Genomic DNA, 22361 nt, shown 5'->3' with positions numbered 1-22361 from the left:
CGGCGGCCGCCCCGCCGGTCCTCGGCGCCCCCCGGGCCCGGGCCGTGCGGACGGGCCGACACCCCCCCGAGGAGCAACGGCCCTTCCGCACGGGCGGGTGAGGATCAGAGGATGCGGATCGCGCCCGAGGGAGTGTCCCAGTCCAGGGAGCGCTCGACCACGCCGGTGGAAGGGTTCTGCGCGCCGACGAACTTGCCGCCGCCGACGTAGATGGCGACGTGGTACGAGCCGCTGCGGCTGCCCCAGTACAGGATGTCGCCCGGCTGCAGGTTGCCGAGCGAGACGGAGGTGCCCATGCTCGACTGCTGGTACGAGATGCGGGGCAGGTCGATGCCGGCCGCACGGTAGGCGGCCTGGACGAGGCCCGAGCAGTCCCAGGAGTTGGGGCCGGTGCCGCCGGAGACGTAGGCGTCGCCGATCTGGGCCTTGGCGAAGGCCACGATCGTGGCCGCCGCGCCCGAGGGGGCCTGCGTCTGGGTGCTGCCCTTCGAGGTGGTGGCGCCGCTGCCGGAGGACGAGCCGGTGGAGCCGCCGTTGCTCGACGAGCTCGTGGTGGCGAGCTGGGTGCGGGCGGCGTCGCGGGAAGCGCGCTCCGCGGCCTCCTTGCGCTCCTGCTCGGCCTTGAGCCGTGCCTTCTCGGCGCGCTCGGCAGCCGCCTTGCGGTCGGCCTCGGCCTTGGCCTGCTTGGCCTCCTTGGCCGCCTTCTGCAGCGCCGCGTCCTCCTGGCTCTGGAGGCTCTGGTCGAGCGCCTCCTGCTGGGAGGCCTCCGCGGAGGCGGCGACGGCACTGGCGAGGTCGGCGCCGGCGCTGAGGGAGCCCAGGGTGGGCATTTCGATGGTCTCGGTCACCGGCTCGGCATTCGCCGGCCCGGCGGCACCGGCCACCGCGATGGTGCCGAGGAAGCCACCGGTAACTCCGGCCCGGAGCGCGAGCTTCGAGGCGCTGCGGCGGGGCTTCCGGTGGCTGGGTATGTGAGCGGTGTGGGACATGAGGACAACCGCTATCAGGGCCATGCGGTTCCCTTCAAGAAACGTGGGTTGCGCCACAGTTACGTTCGGAACCCCCGAATCCGCTTCTTCTGCACCCTTATTGACGCCGTAACGGGCAAATCGGGCATGAGTCATCCGGCCCTTGATCACGCGTTTTCAATGAAAAGCCCGAATTGCCCGTCACTTACCACCTCTTCACACCGATGGCCAAGCCCTCTTCTTCGTGCGCTTGTGAAGGGTGACGCAGGTCACAGGTTTGCCCGTGGAGGCGCGCACGCGTCCACCTCCGTACGCGAAGGCCCCCGACCGGGCGACCGGCGGTTCCTTTATCACCCGGATGCGTCCACCACCAATTTGCTTGTACAAGCCATGGCTTGATAGAGCGACACCCCCTCCGAGCAGCGATTTCCGGTCCGGATGTCACATCTGGTGATCACCTGGGCGCTTCGCGCAACAAGATCACTGCTCATCCGACTTCATGATCCTTCGTCAGGTGGTGGAGATCACAAAGTCCTTGTCGCACCCCGTGTCGCAGATCACAGAGGGGCGGGCATAAGATGCGGGGCAGCCGGGCTTGTGAACTGCCTCACATGGGGGCGATCTTTCGGGGTCCGGTGGTGCGGTCCAACGGTCAAGGACGACTGGAAGGAGCGAGGAGCGTGAATGCGTACGCGCCCGTCCTCGTGCTCGGCGCCCTGGGTGCGGGGTTTGCGATCTTCTCCGTGGTCATGGCCACGCTTATCGGGCCAAAGAGGTACAACAGGGCAAAACTTGAGGCGTACGAGTGCGGCATCGAACCGACGCCCACTCCCGCCGGGGGCGGTCGCTTCCCGATCAAGTACTACCTGACGGCGATGCTCTTCATCGTCTTCGACATCGAGATCGTCTTCCTCTACCCCTGGGCCGTCACCTTCGACGCCCTGGGGCTTTTCGGGCTCGTGGAGATGCTGCTCTTCGTGCTCACCGTCTTCGTCGCCTACGCGTACGTGTGGCGGCGCGGCGGCCTGGAATGGGACTGAGGGGCTGAGGGGCACCTATGGGACTCGAAGAGAAACTCCCGAGCGGCTTTCTGCTGACGACCGTCGAACAGGCCGCGGGCTGGGTGCGCAAGGCGTCCGTGTTCCCCGCGACCTTCGGCCTCGCCTGCTGCGCCATCGAGATGATGACCACCGGAGCCGGCCGGTACGACCTGGCCCGCTTCGGCATGGAGGTCTTCCGCGGCTCGCCGCGCCAGGCCGACCTGATGATCGTCGCCGGCCGGGTCAGCCAGAAGATGGCACCCGTCCTGAGGCAGGTCTACGACCAGATGCCCAACCCCAAGTGGGTCATCTCCATGGGCGTCTGTGCCTCCTCGGGCGGCATGTTCAACAACTACGCGATCGTCCAGGGCGTCGACCACATCGTGCCGGTCGACATCTACCTGCCCGGCTGCCCGCCGCGTCCGGAGATGCTCCTGGACGCGATCCTCAAGCTCCACCAGAAGATCCAGGGCTCCAAGCTCGGCGTGAACGCCGAGGAGGCGGCCCGGGAGGCGGAGGAGGCGGCGCTCAAGGCCCTGCCGACCATCGAGTTGAAGGGTCTGCTGCAGTGACCGACGCGCGCACGGTCGCCTGGCCGCAGACAACAGCGAAGGCCGCGCCCCTGCTCCCCCCGCCTCCGGCGGGCGGTGCCCCGGCGCGGGCGGAGAAGGAAACGGGGCAGCCCAGTGAGTGACGAGACACCCAACCCCGAGAAGGAGCTCAGCGGGCAGAACCTGCCGGGCCAGCGCGGGGACCACGGCGAGGAGGTCCGCGTCCAGCGCGGGATGTTCGGCGCCAACAACGGCGGCGACACCTCCGGATACGGCGGTCTCGTCCGCTCGGTCCGGCTCCCCGGCCCGGCCGCCCGCCCGTACGGCGGCTGGTTCGACGAGGTCGCCGACGAACTCGAAGGCGCCCTGGAGGAGCAGGGCCTCCTCCCGGAGAACGCCATCGAGAAGACGGTCGTCGACCGCGGGGAGCTCACCTTCCACATCGAGCGCGAGCACCTCCTCCGAGTGGCCCGCACCCTGCGCGACGACCCGGCGCTCCGCTTCGAGCTCTGCACCGGCGTCTCCGGCGTCCACTACCCGGGTGACAAGGGGCGCGAGCTGCACGCCGTCTACCACCTGCGCTCGCTCACCCACGGCCGGCTGATCCGCCTGGAGGTCTCGGCCCCGGACGCCGACCCGCGGATCCCCTCGCTCACCGCCGTCTACCCGACGAACGACTGGCACGAGCGCGAGACCTACGACTTCTTCGGCATCGTCTTCGACGGCCATCCCGCCCTCACCCGGATCATGATGCCGGACGACTGGCAGGGCCACCCGCAGCGCAAGGACTACCCCCTCGGCGGCATCGCCGTCGAATACAAGGGCGCCCAGATCCCGGCTCCGGACCAGCGGAGGTCGTACTCGTGACCAGCCCCAACGCATCGAGCCCCGCCGCGGCGTCGCAGTCCCCGCGGGAGACGACGGAGGGCGCCGTCTACACGGTGACCGGCGGCGACTGGGACGAGGTCGTCCACTCCGCCGCCAAGGCCGACGACGAGCGCATCGTCGTCAACATGGGTCCCCAGCACCCGTCCACCCACGGCGTGCTCCGCCTCATCCTGGAGATCGACGGCGAGACCGTCACCGAGGCCCGCTGCGGCATCGGCTACCTCCACACCGGCATCGAGAAGAACCTCGAGTACCGGACCTGGACCCAGGGCACCACCTTCGTCACGCGCATGGACTACCTCACCTCGTTCTACAACGAGACGGCGTACTGCCTGGGCGTGGAGAAGCTCCTCGGCATCACCGACCAGGTCCCGGACCGGGCCAGCGTCATCCGGGTGCTGCTGATGGAGCTCAACCGCCTCTCCTCGCACCTGGTCTGCATCGCGACCGGCGGCATGGAGCTCGGCGCCACCACGGTCATGATCTACGGCTTCCGGGACCGCGAAATGATCCTGGACCTGTACGAGCTGATCACCGGCCTGCGCATGAACCACGCCTTCATCCGCCCGGGCGGCCTCGCCCAGGACCTCCCGCCCGGTGCCGTCGACGCCGTGCGCGAGTTCGTGAAGACCATGAAGAAGAACCTGCCGGAGTACGACAAGCTCGCCACCGGCAACCCCATCTTCAAGGCCCGCATGCAGGACGTCGGCTACCTCGACCTCTCCGGTTGCATGGCCCTCGGCGCCACCGGACCGATCCTGCGCTCCGCGGGCCTTCCGCACGACCTGCGCAAGACCGACCCGTACTGCGGCTACGAGGACTACGACTTCGACGTCCCCACCGCCGACACCTGCGACTCCTACGGACGCTTCCTCGTCCGCCTGGAGGAGATGCGGCAGTCGCTCCGGATCGTCGAGCAGTGCCTCGACCGCCTGGAGCCCGGCCCCGTCATGGTCGGCGACAAGAAGATCGCCTGGCCCGCACAGCTCGCGCTCGGCACCGACGGCCTCGGCAACTCCACGGACCACATCGCGAAGATCATGGGCACCTCCATGGAGGCCCTCATCCACCACTTCAAGTTGGTCACCGAGGGTTTCCGGGTCCCCGCCGGACAGGTCTACGCGGCCGTCGAATCCCCCAAGGGCGAGCTCGGCGTCCACGTCGTCTCCGACGGCGGCACCCGTCCCTTCCGGGTCCACTTCCGCGACCCGTCCTTCACCAACCTCCAGGCCATGGCCGCGATGTGCGAGGGCGGCCAGGTCGCCGACGTCATCGTCGCCGTCGCCTCCATCGACCCCGTGATGGGAGGCGTCGACCGATGACCGACCAGATCAGCCTGGGCATGCCCCAGCTCCCCGCCCCCGCCTACCCGGCGGACGTCCACGCCCGCCTGGAAGAGGACGCCCGGGCGATCATCGCCCGCTACCCGGACTCCCGCTCCGCGCTCCTGCCGATGCTGCACCTGGTGCAGTCGGAGGAGGGCCACGTGACCCGCACCGGCATGCGGTTCTGCGCCGAGGTCCTCGGACTGACCACCGCCGAGGTCACCGCCGTCGCCACCTTCTACACGATGTACCGGCGCAAGCCCTCCGGCGACTACCAGGTCGGCGTCTGCACCAACACGCTCTGCGCGGTGATGGGCGGCGACGCCATCTTCGAGGAGCTCAAGGAGCACCTCGGCGTCGGCAACGACGAGACCACGGCCGACGGCAAGATCACCCTCGAACACATCGAGTGCAACGCGGCCTGCGACTTCGCCCCCGTCGTGATGGTCAACTGGGAGTTCTTCGACAACCAGACGCCCGAGTCCGCCAAGCAGATGGTCGACGACCTGAGGGCCGGTCGGACCGTCGAGCCCACCCGGGGCGCCCCGCTCTGCACCTTCAAGGAGACCGCCCGCATCCTGGCCGGCTTCCCCGACGAGCGCCCCGGAGCGGTCGAAGCCACCGGCGGCGCGGGACCCGCCTCGCTGGTCGGCCTGCGCCTCGCCAAGGGCGAGCACCCGCAGCACCACCGAATCGTCCACCCGCGCGGTGAGACCTCCGGACAGGAGGGGGAGGAATGACCTTGGCCGCCGAGATCAACAACAGCAGCCCCGAGAAGCTGCTCGCGCCCGTCCTGTCGGCCTTCTGGGACCAGCCCGACTCCTGGACCCTGGAGACCTACGAGCGACACGAGGGCTACCAGGGCCTCAGGCGGGCCCTCGCGATGAGCCCCGACGACCTCATCGCGTACGTCAAGGACTCCGGCCTCCGCGGTCGCGGCGGCGCCGGCTTCCCCACCGGAATGAAGTGGCAGTTCATCCCGCAGGGCGACGGCAAGCCGCACTACCTCGTCGTCAACGCCGACGAGTCCGAGCCCGGCACCTGCAAGGACATCCCGCTCCTCTTCGCCAATCCGCACTCGCTCATCGAGGGCATCGTGATCGCCTGCTACGCGATCCGCTCCCGCCACGCCTTCATCTATCTGCGCGGCGAGGTCGTCCCCGTGCTGCGGCGGCTCCACGAGGCCGTCCGCGAGGCCTACGCCGCCGGCTACCTCGGCAGCAACGTCCTCGGCAGCGGCCTCGACCTCGAACTGACCGTGCACGCGGGCGCCGGCGCGTACATCTGCGGCGAGGAGACCGCGCTGCTCGACTCGCTCGAAGGGCGTCGCGGCCAGCCCCGGCTGCGTCCCCCCTTCCCCGCGGTCGCCGGTCTGTACGCCTGCCCCACCGTGGTGAACAACGTCGAGTCCATCGCCTCGGTTCCCGCGATCCTCCACCGCGGCAAGGACTGGTTCACGTCGATGGGCAGCGAGAAGTCCCCCGGCTTCACGCTCTACTCGCTCAGCGGGCACGTCGCCTCGCCCGGCCAGTACGAGGCCCCGCTGGGGATCACCCTGCGGCAGCTCCTCGACATGAGCGGCGGGATGCGGCCCGGCCACCGGCTCAAGTTCTGGACGCCCGGCGGCTCCTCCACCCCCATGTTCACCGACGAGCACCTCGACGTCCCCCTCGACTACGAGGGCGTCGGCGCCGCCGGGTCGATGCTCGGCACCAAGGCGCTCCAGTGCTTCGACGAGACCACCTGCGTGGTGCGGGCCGTCACCCGCTGGACCGAGTTCTACGCCCACGAGTCCTGCGGCAAGTGCACGCCCTGCCGCGAGGGCACCTACTGGCTCGTCCAGTTGCTCCGCGACATCGAGGCCGGCAAGGGCTCCCCGTCCGACCTCGACAAGCTCAACGACATCGCCGACAACATCAACGGCAAGTCGTTCTGCGCCCTCGGCGACGGCGCCGCCTCGCCGATCTTCTCCTCGTTGAAGTACTTCCGCGAGGAGTACGAGCAGCACATCACGGGCGGGGGCTGTCCCTTCGACCCGGCCAAGTCGACCGCCTGGGCGGACAACCACAAGGAGGTGACCGCATGACCGTCATCGCGTCCACGCCCAGCGGCGGCGGCAGCGCGCCGGTGCCCCCCGAGGACCTCGTCACGCTGACCATCGACGGCGCCGAGATCTCCGTCCCCAAGGGGACGCTGGTCATCCGCGCCGCCGAGCAACTCGGCATCGAGATCCCGCGCTTCTGCGACCACCCGCTCCTCGACCCCGCCGGCGCCTGCCGCCAGTGCATCGTCGAGGTCGAAGGCCAGCGCAAGCCCATGGCCTCCTGCACCATCACCTGCACCGACGGCATGGTGGTGAAGTCCCAACTGACCAGCCCCGTGGCCGAGAAGGCCCAGCACGGGGTGATGGAGCTGCTGCTCGTCAACCACCCGCTGGACTGCCCGGTCTGCGACAAGGGCGGCGAGTGCCCCCTGCAGAACCAGGCCATGTCCCACGGACAGGCCGAGTCCCGCTTCGAAGGCGTCAAGCGGACGTACGAGAAGCCGATTCCGATCTCCACCCAGGTGCTCCTCGACCGCGAGCGCTGCGTCCTGTGCGCCCGCTGCACCCGCTTCTCCAACCAGGTCGCCGGCGACCCGATGATCGAGCTCATCGAGCGCGGTGCGCTCCAACAGGTCGGCACCGGCGAGGGCGACCCCTTCGAGTCGTACTTCTCCGGCAACACCATCCAGATCTGCCCGGTCGGCGCCCTCACCTCGGCGGCCTACCGCTTCCGCTCCCGCCCCTTCGACCTGGTCTCCACGCCGTCCGTCTGCGAGCACTGCGCGGGCGGCTGCGCCACCCGCACCGACCACCGGCGCGGCAAGGTCGTGCGGAGGCTCGCCGCCGAGGACCCCGAGGTCAACGAGGAGTGGATCTGCGACAAGGGCCGCTTCGGCTTCCGGTACGCCCAGCAGCGCGACCGGCTCACCACCCCGCTCGTCCGGAATCCCGAGTCCGGTGAACTGGAGGCGGCCTCCTGGCCCGAGGCCCTGGAGGCCGCCGCCCGCGGACTCGTCCGCGGCCGGACCGGCGTGCTGACCGGCGGCAGGCTGACCGTCGAGGACTCCTACGCGTACGCCAAGTTCGCCCGGGTCGCCCTCGACACCAACGACATCGACTTCCGGGCCCGGATCCACTCCGGAGAGGAGGCCGACTTCCTGGCTTCCACGGTCGCCGGCCGCGGTCGCGACCTCGATGGGGACGGCGTCACGTACACCTCGCTCGAAGCCGCCCCGGCGGTGCTCCTCGTCGGCCTGGAGTCCGAGGAGGAGGCCCCCGGCGTCTTCCTGCGGCTCCGAAAGGCCTGGCGCAAGCACGGCCAGAAGACCTACGCGGTCGCGGCCTTCGCCACCCGGGGCCTGACGAAGGCGGGCGGCACCCTGCTGCCCGCCGCCCCCGGCACCGAAGCCGAGTGGCTCGACGCCCTCACCTCCCGGGTCGGCCTGAGCTCCACCGGCCACACCGCCGCCGAGTCCCTCCGCCAGGAGGGCGCCGTCATCCTCGTCGGCGAGCGCCTCGCGGGCGTGCCCGGCGCCCTCACCGCCGCCCTGCGCGCCTCCGTGGCCACCGGCGCGAAGTTGGTGTGGATCCCGCGCCGTGCCGGTGAGCGCGGGGCGATCGAGGCGGGCGCCCTCCCGAGCCTGCTGCCCGGCGGCCGGCCCGCGACGGACCCCCGGGCGCGCGAGGAGGTCGCCGCGGCCTGGGGGGTCCGTGAACTCCCGCACCGCTACGGACGCGACACCGGCCAGATGGTGGAGGCCGCCGCCGGCGGCGAACTCGCCGCACTGCTCGTCGCCGGCGTCGAGGTCGCCGACCTGCCGGACCCGGCACGCGCCCGCGAGGCCCTCGAAACGGCCTTCGTCGTCTCCCTGGAGCTGCGGCCCGGCGAGGTGACGGAGCGCGCCGACGTGGTCCTGCCGGTCGCCGCCGTCGCCGAGAAGCCCGGCACCTTCCTCAACTGGGAGGGCAGGGCCCGGCTCTTCGAGGCCGCGCTCAAGCCCGAGCAGATGACCCGGTCCCTCGCACCGAGCGATGCCCGGGTGCTCCACATGCTCGCCGATGCCCTCGACGCCCACCTCGGCCTGCCCGACCTGCGGTCGGCCCGCCGGGAGCTGGACCGGCTCGGCGGATGGGCCGAGGAGCGGGCCTCCGAGCCCAGCGTGCCCGGCCAGCCGGCCCCCCGGGCCGGCGAGGGCGAGGCCGTCCTCGCCGGACACCGCCTCCTCCTCGACCTCGGCAGGCTCCAGGAGGGCGACTCCGCACTGGCCGGCACCCGGCACGCGGCGGTCGCCCGGCTCTCCGCCGCCACCGCCGCCGACACCGGAGTCAAGGACGGCGACGTCCTGGAGGTGACCGGCCCCACCGGCTCCGTCGCCTTCCCGCTCCAGGTGACCGAGATGCCCGACCGCGTGGTCTGGCTGCCGCTGAACTCCACCGGCCGCGGCGTCCTCTCCGACACCGGCGCCCACCCCGGCGACCCGGTCCGCATCGGCCCGGCGACCCCGCAGGAGGTGCAGTCATGACCCCGAACGTCCTGGCGGCCGAAGACCTGTCCATGTTCGGCACGGACCCCTGGTGGCTCGTCCTGATCAAGGCCGTCTTCTGCTTCGCCTTCCTGATGGTCACGGTGCTCTTCTCCATCGTGTGGGAGCGCAAGGTCGTCGCCTGGATGCAGCTGCGCATCGGCCCCAACCGGCACGGCCCCTGGGGCCTCCTCCAGTCCCTCGCGGACGGCATCAAGCTGATGCTCAAGGAGGACGTGATCGTCCGGCGGGCCGACAAGGTCGTCTACGTCCTCGCCCCGATCGTCGCCGCGATCCCCGCCTTCATGGCGATCGCGGTGATCCCCTTCGGCCCGGCCGGCAACGAGGTCTCGATCTTCGGCCACCGGACCGCGATGCAGCTGACCGACCTGCCGATCGCGATGCTGTACGTCCTCGCGGTCGCCTCCGTCGGCATCTACGGCATCGTCCTCGCCGGCTGGTCCTCGGGCTCGACGTACCCGCTGCTGGGCGGCCTCCGCTCCTGCGCGCAGATGATCTCGTACGAGATCGCCATGGGTGCGGCCTTCGCGTCCGTCTTCCTCTACTCCGGGTCGATGTCGACCTCGGCGATCGTCGAGGCGCAGGCGGACCGCTGGTTCGTGATCCTGCTCCCGGTCTCCTTCATCATCTACGTCGTCACGATGGTCGGCGAGACCAACCGTGCGCCGTTCGACATGCCGGAGTCCGAGGGAGACCTCGTCGGCGGCTTCAACACCGAGTACTCGTCCATCAAGTTCGCGATGTTCATGCTCGCCGAGTACGTGAACATGGTGACGGTCTCGGCCGTGTCGGTGACCCTCTTCCTGGGCGGCTGGCGGGCCCCGTACCCGGTCTCCACCTTCTGGGAGGGCGCGAACCACGGCTGGTGGCCGATGCTCTGGTTCGTCATCAAGGTGCAGCTGCTGCTGTTCTTCTTCATCTGGCTGCGCGGCACCCTGCCCCGCGTCCGCTACGACCAGCTGATGAAGCTCGGCTGGAAGGTGCTCATCCCGGTCTCCGTGGTCTGGCTGATGCTGGTCGCCACCGTCCGGGCGCTGCGGAACGAGAACATCGCTTTCGGCAACATCGTCCTGTACGTGGCCGGTGCCGTCCTCGCCCTGCTGCTGCTCTCCTTCCTCGTCGACCTCTTCCGCGAGCGGAAGACCAAGGCCGTGGCAGGAACCCCCGGGACCGCGGCCCCCTTCGACCCGATGGCCGGCGGCTTCCCCGTACCGCCCAAGCCCGGACAGTCCCTGCCGCCCGTACCGCGGCGCAGGCCCCGGCACGACCGGGACCTCGTCGTCAGCGGTGGCCCCGATACTGCTCCTGCGAGTGATGGAAAGGAGACGGACGGTGTCTGATTTCCAGAATCCGGTGGCCGGCTTCGGCGTGACCTTCAAGGCCATGTTCAAGAAGCGGCTGACCGAGCAGTACCCGGAGCAGCAGAAGACGACGGCGCCCCGCTTCCACGGTCGACACCAACTCAACCGTCACCCCGACGGCTTGGAGAAGTGCGTCGGCTGCGAGTTGTGCGCCTGGGCCTGCCCCGCCGACGCCATCTACGTGGAGGGCGCGGACAACACCGACGAGGAGCGCTACTCGCCGGGCGAGCGGTACGGCCGCGTCTACCAGATCAACTACGCCCGCTGCATCCTCTGCGGCCTGTGCATCGAGGCCTGCCCCACGCGCGCACTGACGATGACCAACGAGTTCGAACTGGCCGACTCCTCCCGCGAGAACCTGATCTACACCAAGGAGCAGCTCCTCGCCGGTCTGGACGAGAAGATGGTCGACTCGCCGCACGCGATCCACCCGGGCATGACCGAGCAGGACTACTACCAGGGCCTGGTCACCGAGGCCGCGCCCGGCACCGTCCGTCAGGTCGCGGTCTCCAAGGGGGAGAAGGCCGAGCCGGAAGGGGCGGACGCATGAGTGCGAACCTCGCCGCAGCGGTCACCCTCTCCGCCGGCACCTCCACCGGTGAGGCCGTCCAGTTCTGGATCCTCGGCACCGTCGCCGTCGTCGGGGCGCTGTGCACGATCCTCATGAAGAAGGCCGTGCACTCGGCCCTCTGCCTCGCCGGCACGATGATCGTCCTGGCGGTCTTCTACCTGGCGAACGGCGCCTACTTCCTCGGCATCGTCCAGATCGTCGTCTACACCGGCGCGATCATGATGCTCTTCCTCTTCGTCGTCATGCTGGTCGGCGTCACGGCCGCGGACTCGCTGAAGGAGACGATCAAGGGACAGCACTGGTGGGCCGTCGCCTGCGGTCTCGGCTTCGGCATCCTGCTGGCCGCCGGCATCGGCAACGCCTCCCTGTCGGAGTTCACCGGCCTCGGCGCCGCCAACGGCGCCTACGGCGGGAACGTCGAGGGCCTCGCCGCCCTCATCTTCACCAAGTACGTCTTCGCCTTCGAGATCACCGGTGCACTGTTGATCACGGCGGCGGTCGGCGCGATGGTGCTCACCCACCGGGAGCGCACCGAGCGCGCCCGCACCCAGCGCGAACTCGCCGAGCAGCGCGTGCGGGAAGGCAAGCACGTGCCGCCGCTGCCCGCGCCCGGCGTGTACGCCCGGCACAACGCCGTGGACATCGCCGGTCTGCTGCCCGACGGCACCCCGTCCGAGCTCACCGTCATCTCGACCCTGCGCGAGCGGGGCCAGGTCCGGGACGTGTCCGACGAGGCGCTCTCGGACCTCAAGGCCCTGGAGCAGCGGTCGGCGGAGCGCCTGGGCCGTGAAGAGGAGGCTTCCCGGTGAACCCCGTCAACTACCTTTACCTCGCCGCCCTGTTGTTCACCATCGGTGCGGCCGGGGTGCTGATCCGACGCAACGCGATCGTCGTCTTCATGTGCGTCGAGCTGATGCTCAACGCCTGCAACCTCGCGTTCGTCACCTTCTCCCGCATGCACGGCAACCTCGACGGCCAGATCATCGCCTTCTTCACGATGGTCGTCGCCGCCGCGGAGGTCGTCGTCGGGCTCGCGATCATCGTGTCCGTCTTCCGTGCCCGCCACTCGGCCTCGGTCGACGACGCCAGCCTGATGAAGCTGTGAGGGGCTGACCGTGGAAAATCTCATTGCACTGCTCGTCGGGGTGCCCCTGTTGGGGGCGGCCGTCCTGCTCTGCGGCGGCCGACGGCTGGACAGGACCGGGCACTGGCTCGGCACCCTGCTCGCGGCCGGCTCGTTCGTGATCGGCCTGGTGCTCTTCGCCGACATGTTCGGCAAGACCGCCGAGGACCGGACCCTGCACCAGCAGCTCTTCACCTGGATCCCCGTCGAGGGCTTCCAGGCGGACATGGCCTTCCAGCTCGACCAGCTGTCGATGACCTTCGTCCTGCTGATCACCGGGGTCGGCACGCTCATCCACGTGTACTCCATCGGATACATGGAGCACGACGAGCGCCGCCGCCGGTTCTTCGGCTACCTCAACCTGTTCGTCGCGGCGATGCTCCTGCTCGTCCTCGCCGACAACTACCTGCTCCTCTACTTCGGTTGGGAGGGCGTGGGCCTCGCCTCGTTCCTCCTGATCGGCTTCTGGCAGCACAAGCCCAGCGCGGCCACCGCGGCCAAGAAGGCCTTCCTGGTCAACCGGGTCGGCGACATGGGCCTCTCGATCGCGATCATGCTGATGTTCACCACCTTCGGCACCTTCGCCTTCGGGCCGGTCCTGGAGGCCACCGGCCAGGCATCCGAGGGCAAGCTGACGGCGATCGGCCTGATGCTGCTCCTCGCGGCCTGCGGCAAGTCGGCCCAGGTGCCGCTGCAGTCCTGGCTCGGGGACGCCATGGAGGGCCCCACCCCGGTCTCGGCCCTCATCCACGCGGCCACCATGGTGACCGCCGGCGTCTATCTGATCGTCCGTTCCGCCGACGTCTTCAACGCGGCCCCGGACGCCCAGCTCGTCGTCACCGTGGTCGGTGCGGTCACGCTCCTCTTCGGTGCGATCGTCGGTTGCGCGAAGGACGACATCAAGAAGGCCCTCGCCGGTTCCACGATGTCGCAGATCGGCTACATGATCCTGGCGGCCGGCCTCGGCCCCATCGGCTACGTCTTCGCGATCATGCACCTGGTCACGCACGGCTTCTTCAAGGCCGGGCTGTTCCTCGGTGCGGGCTCGGTCATGCACGGCATGAACGACGAGGTCGACATGCGGAGGTACGGCGGTCTGCGGAAGTACATGCCGGTCACCTTCGTCACCTTCGGCCTCGGCTACCTCGCGATCATCGGCTTCCCCGGCCTGTCCGGCTTCTTCTCCAAGGACAAGATCATCGAGGCGGCCTTCGCCAAGGGCGGCACGGAGGGCTGGATCCTCGGCGCGGTCACCCTGCTCGGCGCGGCCATCACCGCGTACTACATGACCCGCGTCATGCTGATGACCTTCTTCGGGGAGAAGCGCTGGCAGCCCGATGCCGAGGGCCACGAGCCGCACCCGCACGAGTCCCCCCGGTCCATGGTCATCCCGATGGTGCTCCTCGCCGTCGGGTCGGTCGCCGGAGGCGCCTTCTTCGAGTTCGCCGGATTCGTCGAATGGCTGGAGCCCGTCACCGGCTTCGAGCACGGCCATGCGCCGATCAGCGCCGCGGCCATCACCGCGGCCACCGTCGCCGTGATGGTGGTCGGCGTCGGCCTCGCCTACCTCCAGTACGGCCGTCGGCCCGTCCCGGCGGTCGCCCCGCGCGGTTCGCTGCTCACCCGGGCGGCCCGCAAGGACCTCCTCCAGGACGACTTCAACCACGTCGTCTTCGTCCGCGGCGGCACGCACCTGACCCGCTCGCTCGTCTACGTCGACCACACCCTCGTCGACGGCGTGGTGAACGGCACCGCGGCCTCGGTGGGCGGTCTCTCCGGCCGGCTGCGCAAGCTCCAGAACGGCTACGTCCGCTCCTACGCGGTCTCCATGTTCGGAGGCGCGGCGGTGCTCATCGCCGCGACCCTGCTGATGAGGGCGGTGTAACCCCCATGTCCTTCCCGCTCCTTACGGTGACGGCAGCGGTGCCGGCGGTCGGTGCGATCCTCACCGCCGCCGTCCCCGCCGCCCGGCGCACCGCCGCCAAATGGCTGGCGCTGCTGGTCTCGCTCGGCACGCTCGTGCTCGCCGCCGTCGTCTTCGCCCGGTTCGAACCCGGCGGCGCGCGGTACCAGTTGACCGAGTCCCAGACCTGGATCAAGGACTTCGGCGTCCGCTACGAACTGGGCGTCGACGGCATCGGCGTGGCGCTGATCGCGCTCACCGCCCTGCTGGTCCCCTTCGTGATCCTGGCCGGTTGGCACGACGCCGACCCCTCCCCGAGTCCTTCGGGCGGGGGAGGCTCCCGGGACCGCGTCGACAAGCGGTGGCGTCCGACCCAGGGCTTCTTCGCCCTGATCCTCATGGTCGAGGCGATGGTGATCCTCTCCTTCGAGGCCACCGACGTCTTCCTCTTCTACGTCCTCTTCGAAGCCATGCTCATCCCGATGTACTTCCTCATCGGCGGCTTCGGCGACCGCGCCCACACGGGATCCGACGAGAACGCGGCGGCCCAGCGCTCGTACGCGGCGGTCAAGTTCCTCCTCTACAACCTGGTCGGCGGCCTGATCATGCTGGCCGCCGTCATCGGGTTGTACGTCGTCGCCGGCAACTTCTCCCTGACGGAGATCGCCGAGGCCCGTGCCAACGGCTCCCTGGAGATGGCCACCACCACCGAGCGGCTGCTCTTCCTCGGCTTCTTCTTCGCCTTCGCCGTCAAGGCTCCGCTCTGGCCGCTGCACACCTGGCTGCCGAACGCGATGGGGGAGGCCACCGCCCCGGTCGCCGTCCTCATCACCGCCGTCGTCGACAAGGTCGGCACCTTCGCGATGCTCCGCTTCTGCCTGGGGCTCTTCCCCGAGGCCTCCCAGTGGGCCACCCCCGCGATCGTCGTCCTCGCCCTCATCAGCATCGTCTACGGGGCGCTGCTCGCGGTCGGCCAGCGGGACATCAAGCGCCTGGTCGCCTACGCGTCGATCTCGCACTTCGGCTTCATCATCCTGGGCATCTTCGCGATGACCAGCCAGGGCCAGTCCGGCGCCACCCTCTACATGGTGAACCACGGCATCTCGACGGCCGCGCTCATGCTGGTCGCCGGCTTCCTGATCTCCCGGCGCGGCTCGCGGCTCATCGCCGACTACGGAGGCGTCCAGAAGGTCGCCCCGGTGCTCGCCGGCACCTTCCTGATCGGCGGCCTCGCCACCCTGTCGCTGCCTGGACTCGCGCCGTTCGTCAGCGAGTTCCTCGTCCTGGTCGGCACGTACGCCCGGTACCCGGTGGCCGGCATCATCGCCACCACCGGCATCGTCCTCGCCGCGCTCTACACCCTCGTCCTGTACCAGCGGACGATGACCGGGCCGGTGAAGGAGGAGGTGCGGGCGCTGCCCGACCTGAGGGCGCGCGAACTGGCCGTGGTCGTTCCGCTGATCGCCGTCCTGATCTTCCTCGGGGTCTTCCCGAAGCCGCTCACGGACGTCGTCAACCCGGCGGTCCAGCACACCATGTCCGACGTCCAGCAGAAGGACCCCCAGCCTTCCATCCAGAACGTGGAGGCGGCCAAGTGAGCACATCCGCCGTCGCATCCCCCGTCCACGGCCTGTGGACGACCGCCGCCGGGCCGCTGGAGAAGATCCCGGCCCCCCACATCGAGTACACCCAGCTCTCGCCGGTGCTCATCGTGGTGGGCGCCGCGGTCCTCAGCGTCCTCGTCGAGGCCTTCGTGCCCCGCAAGGGCCGTTACTTCACCCAGGTGTTCCTGTCCGTCCTGGCGCTCGCCGCCGCCTTCGCCGCCGTGGTCGGCCTCGCGGCCGGCGGCTACGGCTCCACCAAGGCCCACATCGCGGCCATGGGCGCCATCGCCGTCGACGGCCCCGCCCTCTTCCTCCAGGGCACCATCCTGCTCGCCTCGATCGTGGCGGTCTTCACCTTCGCCGAGCGCAGGCTCGACCCGGCCGACCACGGCCACAAGGTCGACTCCTTCGCCGCCGAGGCCGCCGCCGTCCCCGGCAGCGACCAGGAGAAGGCCGCCGTGCGGGCCGGCTTCACCACCACCGAGGTCTTCCCGCTCGCGCTCTTCGCGATCACCGGCATGCTGGTGTTCCCGGCCGCCAACGACCTCCTGACGCTCTTCATCGCCCTGGAGGTCTTCTCCCTCCCGCTGTACCTGCTCTGTGCCGTCGCCCGCCGCAAGCGGCTGATGTCGCAGGAGGCGGCCGTCAAGTACTTCCTGCTCGGCGCGTTCTCCTCGGCCTTCCTGCTCTTCGGGATCGCCCTGCTCTACGGCTACGCGGGCTCCGTCTCGTACGCCACCATCGCGAACGTCGTGGACGGCGCGATCGGCTCGGTCGACCCGGCGCTCGCCGGCACCATGGGCAACGACGCGCTGCTGCTCATCGGCTTCGCCCTGCTGCTCGTCGGGCTCCTCTTCAAGGTCGGCGCCGTGCCGTTCCACATGTGGACGCCGGACGTCTACCAGGGCGCCCCGACCCCGGTCACCGGCTTCATGGCCGCCGCGACCAAGGTCGCCGCCTTCGGCGCGCTGCTCCGCCTGCTCTACGTGGTGCTCCCGGGCCTCACCTGGGACTGGCGTCCCGTCATGTGGGGCGTCGCCATCGTCACCATGCTGGGCGGTGCGGTCATCGCCATCACCCAGACCGACGTCAAGCGGCTGCTGGCGTACTCCTCGATCGCGCACGCGGGCTTCCTGCTGGCGGGCGTCATCGCCGCCACCCCGAGCGGCATCTCCTCCGTCCTCTTCTACCTGGGCGCCTACTCCTTCGTGACGATCGGTGCCTTCGCCGTCGTCACCCTGGTCCGGGACGCGGGCGGCGAGGCCACCCACCTGTCCAAGTGGGCCGGGCTCGGGCGCCGTTCCCCGCTGGTCGCCGCGGTCTTCGCGGTCTTCCTGCTCGCCTTCGCCGGCATCCCGCTGACCTCCGGTTTCTCCGGCAAGTTCGCGGTCTTCAAGGCGGCGGCGGACGGCGGTGCGGGCGCCCTCGTCGTGGTCGGCGTGATCTCCTCGGCGATCGCCGCGTTCTTCTACGTCCGGGTCATCGTGCTGATGTTCTTCAGCGAGCCGAAGGCCGACGGCCCCACGGTCGCCGTCCCCTCGGTGCTGACCTCCCTGACGATCGCCGCGGGCGTGGCGGTCACCCTGGTCCTCGGCCTCGCCCCGCAGTACTTCCTGAACCTGGCCAACCAGGCGAGCGTGTTCGTCCGGTAGGACGGAGGCGCGCGAGAGGGGCCCGGCTCGGGGGGCGAGCCGGGCCCCTTCGCCGTCCTGACAGGGCCCGTGCGGCGTGGCATCGTGGACGGGCGAATGGTCTGTACCAGCCAGGGAGGCGGGGCGATGCGCGGCACCACGGTCTTACCAGGGGATCCCTGCACCGCCCCCCGGCACGGAGAGCCCCCCGTGCACCGCCTCGAAGTGCGCCCGCCCGCCGAAGTCCCCTTCGCCGCAGGTGGTTTCGACGCGATGGGGCCCATGTCGCGGGCCGCCTTCCCGCACCGCCACACCTTCTACGAGATCGTCCACGTCGTCGCCGGGAGCGGGACGCACGTACTCGATCTGGAGCGGCACGAGGTCCGCCCGCCCCAGCTCGGGGTGATCCTCCCGGGGCAGGTGCACCACTGGGAGGGCGTGCACGGTCTGGAGGGCTCGCTCGTGCTCTTCACCCCCGAGTTCCTGGTCGGCGGGGTCGGCGAGGAGGGCCTGCTGCGACGGCTGGGGGAGCGGCCCTGGGCGGCGCTCGACGCCGCCGCGCACGAGCGCACCGGCCGGCTCATGGAGGAGCTCGCCGAGGAGTACCGGCACGGCGCCGACGGCTTCGCCGGGGTCCTGCGGTCCCTGCTGCACGTGCTGCTGGTGCGGGCCGCCCGGCTGCCCGGCGGCGCCTCCCGGCCGGCCCCCGTGCTCCGGGGGATCGCCGAGGAGTTCGTCCGACTCGCCGGACGTGCCGGGGTCGACGGGCTGTCCGTGCGGGAGTGCGCGGAGCGGCTCGGCGTCACCCCCGGCCATCTCTCCGAAGCCGTCCGGGCCGCCACCGGCCGCACCCCCGCCGCGCTGCTGCGCGAGGCGCGCACCCGGGAGGCGCAGCGGCTCATCATCAGCACCGAGCTGTCGATCCGCCAGATAGCGGCCAGGGTCGGCTTCGCGGACCCCGCGTACTTCTGCCGCTTCTTCCGCAGGGAGACCGGGCGGAGCCCCGGGGACTTCCGGAAACACCACGACCGCCGTGATCCGTCCATCGAAGGCGGAGCCCGCCCCGCCTAGGTTCGTTGCGATCCCCCAGCCCCCACACGAGGAGCAGGCATGGACAACGAGACCTCCGTCGGCCACGTCACCCGCAAGGCGGTGCTGCGGGCGGCGCTCGCGGCCGGGATGGCCGCGCCCGCCGTTCTCATGGGCGTCCCGGCGCTCGCCCGCACCCTGACCGCCGGAGAGGCGGCGCCCGCGCTCACCCCGGAGTGCGACGACGGCGACGACCCCACCCCGCCGCAGACCGAGGGGCCGTACTTCAAGCCCAACTCCCCGCTGCGGAAGAGCCTCCTGGACGCCGGCACCACCGGTGTCCGGTTGACCGTCAGCGGATACGTCTTCGGGCTCGCCTGTCGGCCGATATCCGGTGTCCTGCTCGACTTCTGGCAGGCCGACGTCAACGGCGCCTACGACAACACCGGCTTCCGCTTCCGCGGCCACCAGTTCACCGACTCGACGGGCGCCTTCGAACTGACCACGATCGTGCCCGGCCTCTACCCGGGGCGCACCCGCCACATCCACGTCAAGGTGCAGGCCCCGGGGCGCCCGGTGCTGACCACACAGCTGTACTTCCCCGGCGAGCCCCGCAACAACACCGACACGATCTTCGACCCGCGGCTCCTCATGACCGTCCGGGACGCCGGCGGAGCCCGGGAGGCCGCCTTCGACTTCGTCCTGAACGTGCCGCAGGACCCCGGGCCGACGCCGACCCCGACGCCCACCGGAAGCCCCACCGGAAGCCCCGGCGGGACCTGGGCCGCCGGGACCGCCTACCGGGTGGGGGACGCCGTCACCCACGCCGGCCTGGGCTACGTGTGCCTCCAGGCCCACACGGCACAGGCCGGCTGGGAGCCGCCGAACGTCCCCGCGCTCTGGCGGGCCGCCCGAGGCTAGGCGGAAGGAACGATCCGGCCCCGGACCTCGCCGAGCGCCACCCGGGTGCCGTCCGGGCCCGGGGCCCAGGCGGTGAGGACGACCTCGTCGCCGTCCTCCAGGAACGTGCGCTTGTCGCCCGCCACCTCGATGGCGTCGCGGCCGTTCCAGGTGAGCTCCAGGAGCGAACCGCGCTGGTGCACCTCGGGACCGGAGACCGTCCCGGAGCCGTACAGGTCGCCGGTGCGCAGGGAGGCGCCGTTCACCGTCATGTGGGCGAGCTGCTGGGCCGCCGTCCAGTACATGGTGGAGAACGGCGGCTCGGCCACCACCTCGCCGTTGATCTCCACCGAGATCCGCAGGTCGAAGCCGCCCGGCTCGTCCTCGTCCGCGTCCTCCAGGTACGGGAAGAGGGGGAGGTCCCGTGCCGGCGGGGCGGTCCGGGCCGCGTCCAGGGCCTCCAGGGGCGTCACCCACGCCGAGACGGAGGTCTGGAACGACTTCCCGAGGAACGGGCCGAGCGGGACGTACTCCCAGGCCTGCACGTCCCGCGCCGACCAGTCGTTCAGCAGCGTCAGGCCGAAGACGTGCTCCCGGAAGTCCGCCAGCGGGACGGGGCGGCCCAACTCCGAGGGGGTGCCGACCAGGAAGCCGACCTCCGCCTCGATGTCCAGCTTGACCGAGGGGCCGAAGGCCGGCGCCGGGTCCGACGGGGCCTTGCGCTGGCCCGAGGGGCGCACGACGTCGGTGCCGGAGACCACGACCGTGCCCGCACGACCGTGGTAACCGATCGGCAGGTGCTTCCAGTTGGGGGTCAGAGCGTCGCCGTCGGGGCGGAAGATCCTGCCCACGTTCGTCGCGTGGTGCTCGCTCGCGTAGAAGTCGACGTAGTCCGCGACCTCGTACGGCAGGTGCAGCGTCACCGCGTCCAGCGGGTGCAGCAGCGGCTCGACGTCCGCCCGGTGCGCGGGGACCGTCACCCAGGCCGTCAGTGCCCGGCGGACGTCGCGCCAGGCGGTCCGCCCGGCCGCGAGCAGCGGGTTCAGGCTCGGCTGCGCGAGCAGGGAGGCGTACGGGGAGCCCAGTGCGTGCGCCGCGGCACCCGCGTCCAGGACGTATCCGCCGATGCGGACGCCGAGCCGGCGCCGCCCGGGCTCGTCGGCGGTGGAGAAGACGCCGTACGGGAGGTTGTGCGGGCCGAAGGGATCGCCCTCGGCCAGGTCGAGCGGGCTGTGCTCGGACATCGGTGCGTGCCTCGCTTTCCAGGTGTGTGAAGGACACGTTACGGGGCGCGCCGCCGGGTGCGGATGACATGGATCACAAGGAAAGTGCGGCCTCCGTGGGCAACTGTCTTCCTTCGTCCCGTATGTGTCCGAGGCGGGCGGTCCGCCCGGCCGTGGGCTGCGGAAACGGGCCCCCGGCGACGCCTGCCGAGCCTTACGATCACGAGGGCGTCGCGCCGCGTGAGGTCTCCGCAGGCGCACGTCCACCACCACACTTCGCCTTCTTTCTCTGACCAAGAAAAGGTCCGCAACGTGAAGATTCGCCGCATCCTGGCGACCGCCGTGGCCGCCGCCGTGACCACTCCGGCCGTGTTCCTCTCGGCCGCTCCGGCGTTCGCCGACACCAAGCCGTCGCCCGCGTCGACGCAGCAGCCCGCGTCGGCCGAGGACGACTCCGACGAGGATCCGTCGCTGAAGGAGCTCCAGGCCGCCGTCGCCCTGGCACAGAAGGAGTACGACGAGGCCGTCGTCGCGCTCGACAAGGCCCTGACGGCCTCCAAGGCCCTGGACAAGCCCGAGCACCCGCTCAGGGCCGCGTTCGACGGGGCCGCGAAGGCCGCCGAGGACGCCGCCGCCGTGAAGACCGCCGCCGAGCAGGTGCTCGCCGCCGCCGAACAGGCCGTGAAGGACCTGCCCGGGGACGCCACCGAGCAGCAGAAGGCGGACGCCGCCGCCGCGGTCACCACTGCCGAGGAGGCCCTCGCGGAGGCCACCCGCCTCAAGGGCGAGGCCGACGAGGATCTGGCCGGGGCCGGCACCGCCCTCAAGCAGGCCGAGGACGCCGCCGCCGAGGACCTCGACCTCGCGCAGAAGGCGAAGGAGGCCGCCGCCGAGAAGCTCGACGGGGCCAAGGAGGAGCTGAAGCTCTACGAGGAGATCGGGGAGGGCTGCGAAGAGGACGACTCCGTGAAGGTCGCACTGAGCGGCCCGAAGACGGTCACCGCCGGTGAGCCGGCCGTCTTCTCGCTGCGCGTCACCAACGTCTCCGACCGCACCCTGGACCTCGTCAACGCCTATGTGGACGCCCTGCGCCTCCCCCTGCCCGGCGAGGACGTCGACGAGGAGACGGGCTACGAGGAGCGGAGGATCGCGGTCGAGTGGTCCTCCGCGGACGTCCTGGAGTGGACGCCGCTCACCGAGGACCTCGACAGCATCGAGGTCGGCAAGCTCACCAAGGGCACCTCGTACGACGTGAAGCTGCGCCTCACGGTCGACGCCGACGCGCCCGCCGGTCGGGGCGTGGTCTTCTCCTACGGCGACTACCAGAACGACGACGAGTCCTGCGGCATCGGCAGCGGGTACGCGGACCTGGACTTCGGCATCCTCGCGGCCAAGGGCGACAAGCCGAAGCCGACCCCGTCGACGTCGACGCCGGCACCGACGGTCACCACCGGCGGCAACACGAACACCACCCAGCAGGGCGGCACGTCCGGCACCCCCGTGAACGGCTCCCTCGCCGCCACCGGCGCCAACAACACCCTGCCGCTCGGCCTCGCCGCCGCAGGGGCCGTCGCCCTCGGCGCCGGCGCCCTGGTCCTCACCCGCCGCCGCAGGGCCGGCGCGGACGCGTAAGCGGCCGGATCCCCCGTGCGGCGGT

19 protein-coding genes are annotated in these 22361 nt (G+C 70.6%); 17 read left to right on the top strand and 2 right to left on the bottom strand.

The window, feature by feature from the left end; all coding sequences use genetic code 11:
* Positions 1–104 precede the first annotated feature (104 nt).
* Positions 105–989 (bottom strand): C40 family peptidase, encoded by an 885-nt coding sequence (locus ACFW2Y_RS04465; RefSeq protein ID WP_384873434.1) that lies wholly within the window; start codon positions 987–989, stop codon positions 105–107.
* Between the two features lie 659 nt (positions 990–1648).
* On the opposite strand from ACFW2Y_RS04465, the gene ACFW2Y_RS04460 reads away from it, so the two are divergent.
* The 16 genes from ACFW2Y_RS04460 (at position 1649) to ACFW2Y_RS04385 (ending at position 19502) form a co-directional block, all read left to right on the top strand.
* Positions 1649–2008: an NADH-quinone oxidoreductase subunit A gene (locus ACFW2Y_RS04460; RefSeq protein WP_019888619.1), complete on the top strand. Its 360-nt coding sequence runs from the start codon at positions 1649–1651 to the stop codon at positions 2006–2008.
* A gap of 17 nt (positions 2009–2025) precedes the next feature.
* Entirely contained in the window at positions 2026–2580 is a 555-nt protein-coding gene (locus ACFW2Y_RS04455; protein ID WP_384873377.1) for a NuoB/complex I 20 kDa subunit family protein, read from the top strand.
* Positions 2581–2694: 114 nt separating this feature from the next.
* Positions 2695–3426, top strand: a complete 732-nt coding sequence (locus ACFW2Y_RS04450; protein ID WP_384873374.1) for an NADH-quinone oxidoreductase subunit C — start codon at positions 2695–2697, stop codon at positions 3424–3426.
* A complete protein-coding gene (locus ACFW2Y_RS04445) occupies positions 3423–4769 on the top strand; it encodes an NADH-quinone oxidoreductase subunit D (RefSeq protein WP_384873371.1) in 1347 nt (448 codons plus the stop codon). Before ACFW2Y_RS04450 ends, ACFW2Y_RS04445 begins: the two co-directional genes overlap by 4 nt.
* Positions 4766–5512, top strand: a complete 747-nt coding sequence (nuoE, locus tag ACFW2Y_RS04440) for an NADH-quinone oxidoreductase subunit NuoE (protein WP_384873368.1) — start codon at positions 4766–4768, stop codon at positions 5510–5512. The genes ACFW2Y_RS04445 and nuoE overlap by 4 nt, the downstream gene beginning before the upstream one ends.
* Positions 5509–6858, top strand: coding sequence for an NADH-quinone oxidoreductase subunit NuoF (nuoF, locus tag ACFW2Y_RS04435; RefSeq protein WP_384873365.1), 1350 nt, complete (start codon positions 5509–5511; stop codon positions 6856–6858). Before nuoE ends, nuoF begins: the two co-directional genes overlap by 4 nt.
* Entirely contained in the window at positions 6855–9338 is a 2484-nt protein-coding gene (locus tag ACFW2Y_RS04430) for an NADH-quinone oxidoreductase subunit G (RefSeq protein WP_384873362.1), read from the top strand. Before nuoF ends, ACFW2Y_RS04430 begins: the two co-directional genes overlap by 4 nt.
* Positions 9335–10699 carry an NADH-quinone oxidoreductase subunit NuoH gene (nuoH, locus tag ACFW2Y_RS04425; protein WP_384873360.1) on the top strand — a complete coding sequence of 455 codons (1365 nt, stop codon included), beginning with the start codon at positions 9335–9337 and terminating at the stop codon, positions 10697–10699. Before ACFW2Y_RS04430 ends, nuoH begins: the two co-directional genes overlap by 4 nt.
* A complete protein-coding gene (gene nuoI / locus ACFW2Y_RS04420; RefSeq protein ID WP_384873357.1) occupies positions 10674–11270 on the top strand; it encodes an NADH-quinone oxidoreductase subunit NuoI in 597 nt (198 codons plus the stop codon). Before nuoH ends, nuoI begins: the two co-directional genes overlap by 26 nt.
* Positions 11267–12100: an NADH-quinone oxidoreductase subunit J gene (locus ACFW2Y_RS04415; protein ID WP_384873354.1), complete on the top strand. Its 834-nt coding sequence runs from the start codon at positions 11267–11269 to the stop codon at positions 12098–12100. The genes nuoI and ACFW2Y_RS04415 overlap by 4 nt, the downstream gene beginning before the upstream one ends.
* Positions 12097–12396, top strand: a complete 300-nt coding sequence (nuoK, locus tag ACFW2Y_RS04410; RefSeq protein ID WP_017239464.1) for an NADH-quinone oxidoreductase subunit NuoK — start codon at positions 12097–12099, stop codon at positions 12394–12396. Before ACFW2Y_RS04415 ends, nuoK begins: the two co-directional genes overlap by 4 nt.
* A 10-nt stretch (positions 12397–12406) precedes the next feature.
* Positions 12407–14299, top strand: coding sequence for an NADH-quinone oxidoreductase subunit L (nuoL, locus tag ACFW2Y_RS04405; RefSeq protein WP_384873351.1), 1893 nt, complete (start codon positions 12407–12409; stop codon positions 14297–14299).
* A gap of 5 nt (positions 14300–14304) precedes the next feature.
* Positions 14305–15915, top strand: a complete 1611-nt coding sequence (locus ACFW2Y_RS04400) for an NADH-quinone oxidoreductase subunit M (RefSeq protein ID WP_384873348.1) — start codon at positions 14305–14307, stop codon at positions 15913–15915.
* The gene (gene nuoN / locus ACFW2Y_RS04395) at positions 15912–17573 is read left to right on the top strand and encodes an NADH-quinone oxidoreductase subunit NuoN (RefSeq protein ID WP_384873346.1); all 1662 of its coding nucleotides are present in this window, start codon (positions 15912–15914) and stop codon (positions 17571–17573) included. Before ACFW2Y_RS04400 ends, nuoN begins: the two co-directional genes overlap by 4 nt.
* Before the next feature lie 126 nt (positions 17574–17699).
* Positions 17700–18623, top strand: a complete 924-nt coding sequence (locus tag ACFW2Y_RS04390; RefSeq protein WP_384873343.1) for an AraC family transcriptional regulator — start codon at positions 17700–17702, stop codon at positions 18621–18623.
* A 39-nt stretch (positions 18624–18662) separates the two neighbouring features.
* A complete protein-coding gene (locus ACFW2Y_RS04385; RefSeq protein ID WP_384873340.1) occupies positions 18663–19502 on the top strand; it encodes a carbohydrate-binding protein in 840 nt (279 codons plus the stop codon).
* On the opposite strand, the gene fahA is transcribed toward ACFW2Y_RS04385, so the two are convergent.
* Positions 19499–20725: a fumarylacetoacetase gene (fahA, locus tag ACFW2Y_RS04380; RefSeq protein WP_384873337.1), complete on the bottom strand. Its 1227-nt coding sequence runs from the start codon at positions 20723–20725 to the stop codon at positions 19499–19501. The two genes, ACFW2Y_RS04385 and fahA, sit on opposite strands and share 4 nt — an antisense overlap.
* 291 nt (positions 20726–21016) lie before the next feature.
* Between fahA and ACFW2Y_RS04375 the strand changes: the two genes are divergently transcribed.
* Positions 21017–22336: an LPXTG cell wall anchor domain-containing protein gene (locus ACFW2Y_RS04375; RefSeq protein ID WP_384873334.1), complete on the top strand. Its 1320-nt coding sequence runs from the start codon at positions 21017–21019 to the stop codon at positions 22334–22336.
* The last annotated feature ends 25 nt before the right edge of the window (positions 22337–22361 follow it).

Origin of the sequence: Streptomyces sp. NPDC058877 (assembly GCF_042742855.1) — a bacterium.
In the GTDB taxonomy this organism is placed as follows: Bacteria; Actinomycetota; Actinomycetes; order Streptomycetales; family Streptomycetaceae; genus Streptomyces.
The sequence above is the reverse complement of the archived record's forward strand: the minus strand, read 5'-3'. Positions and strand labels throughout refer to the sequence as shown.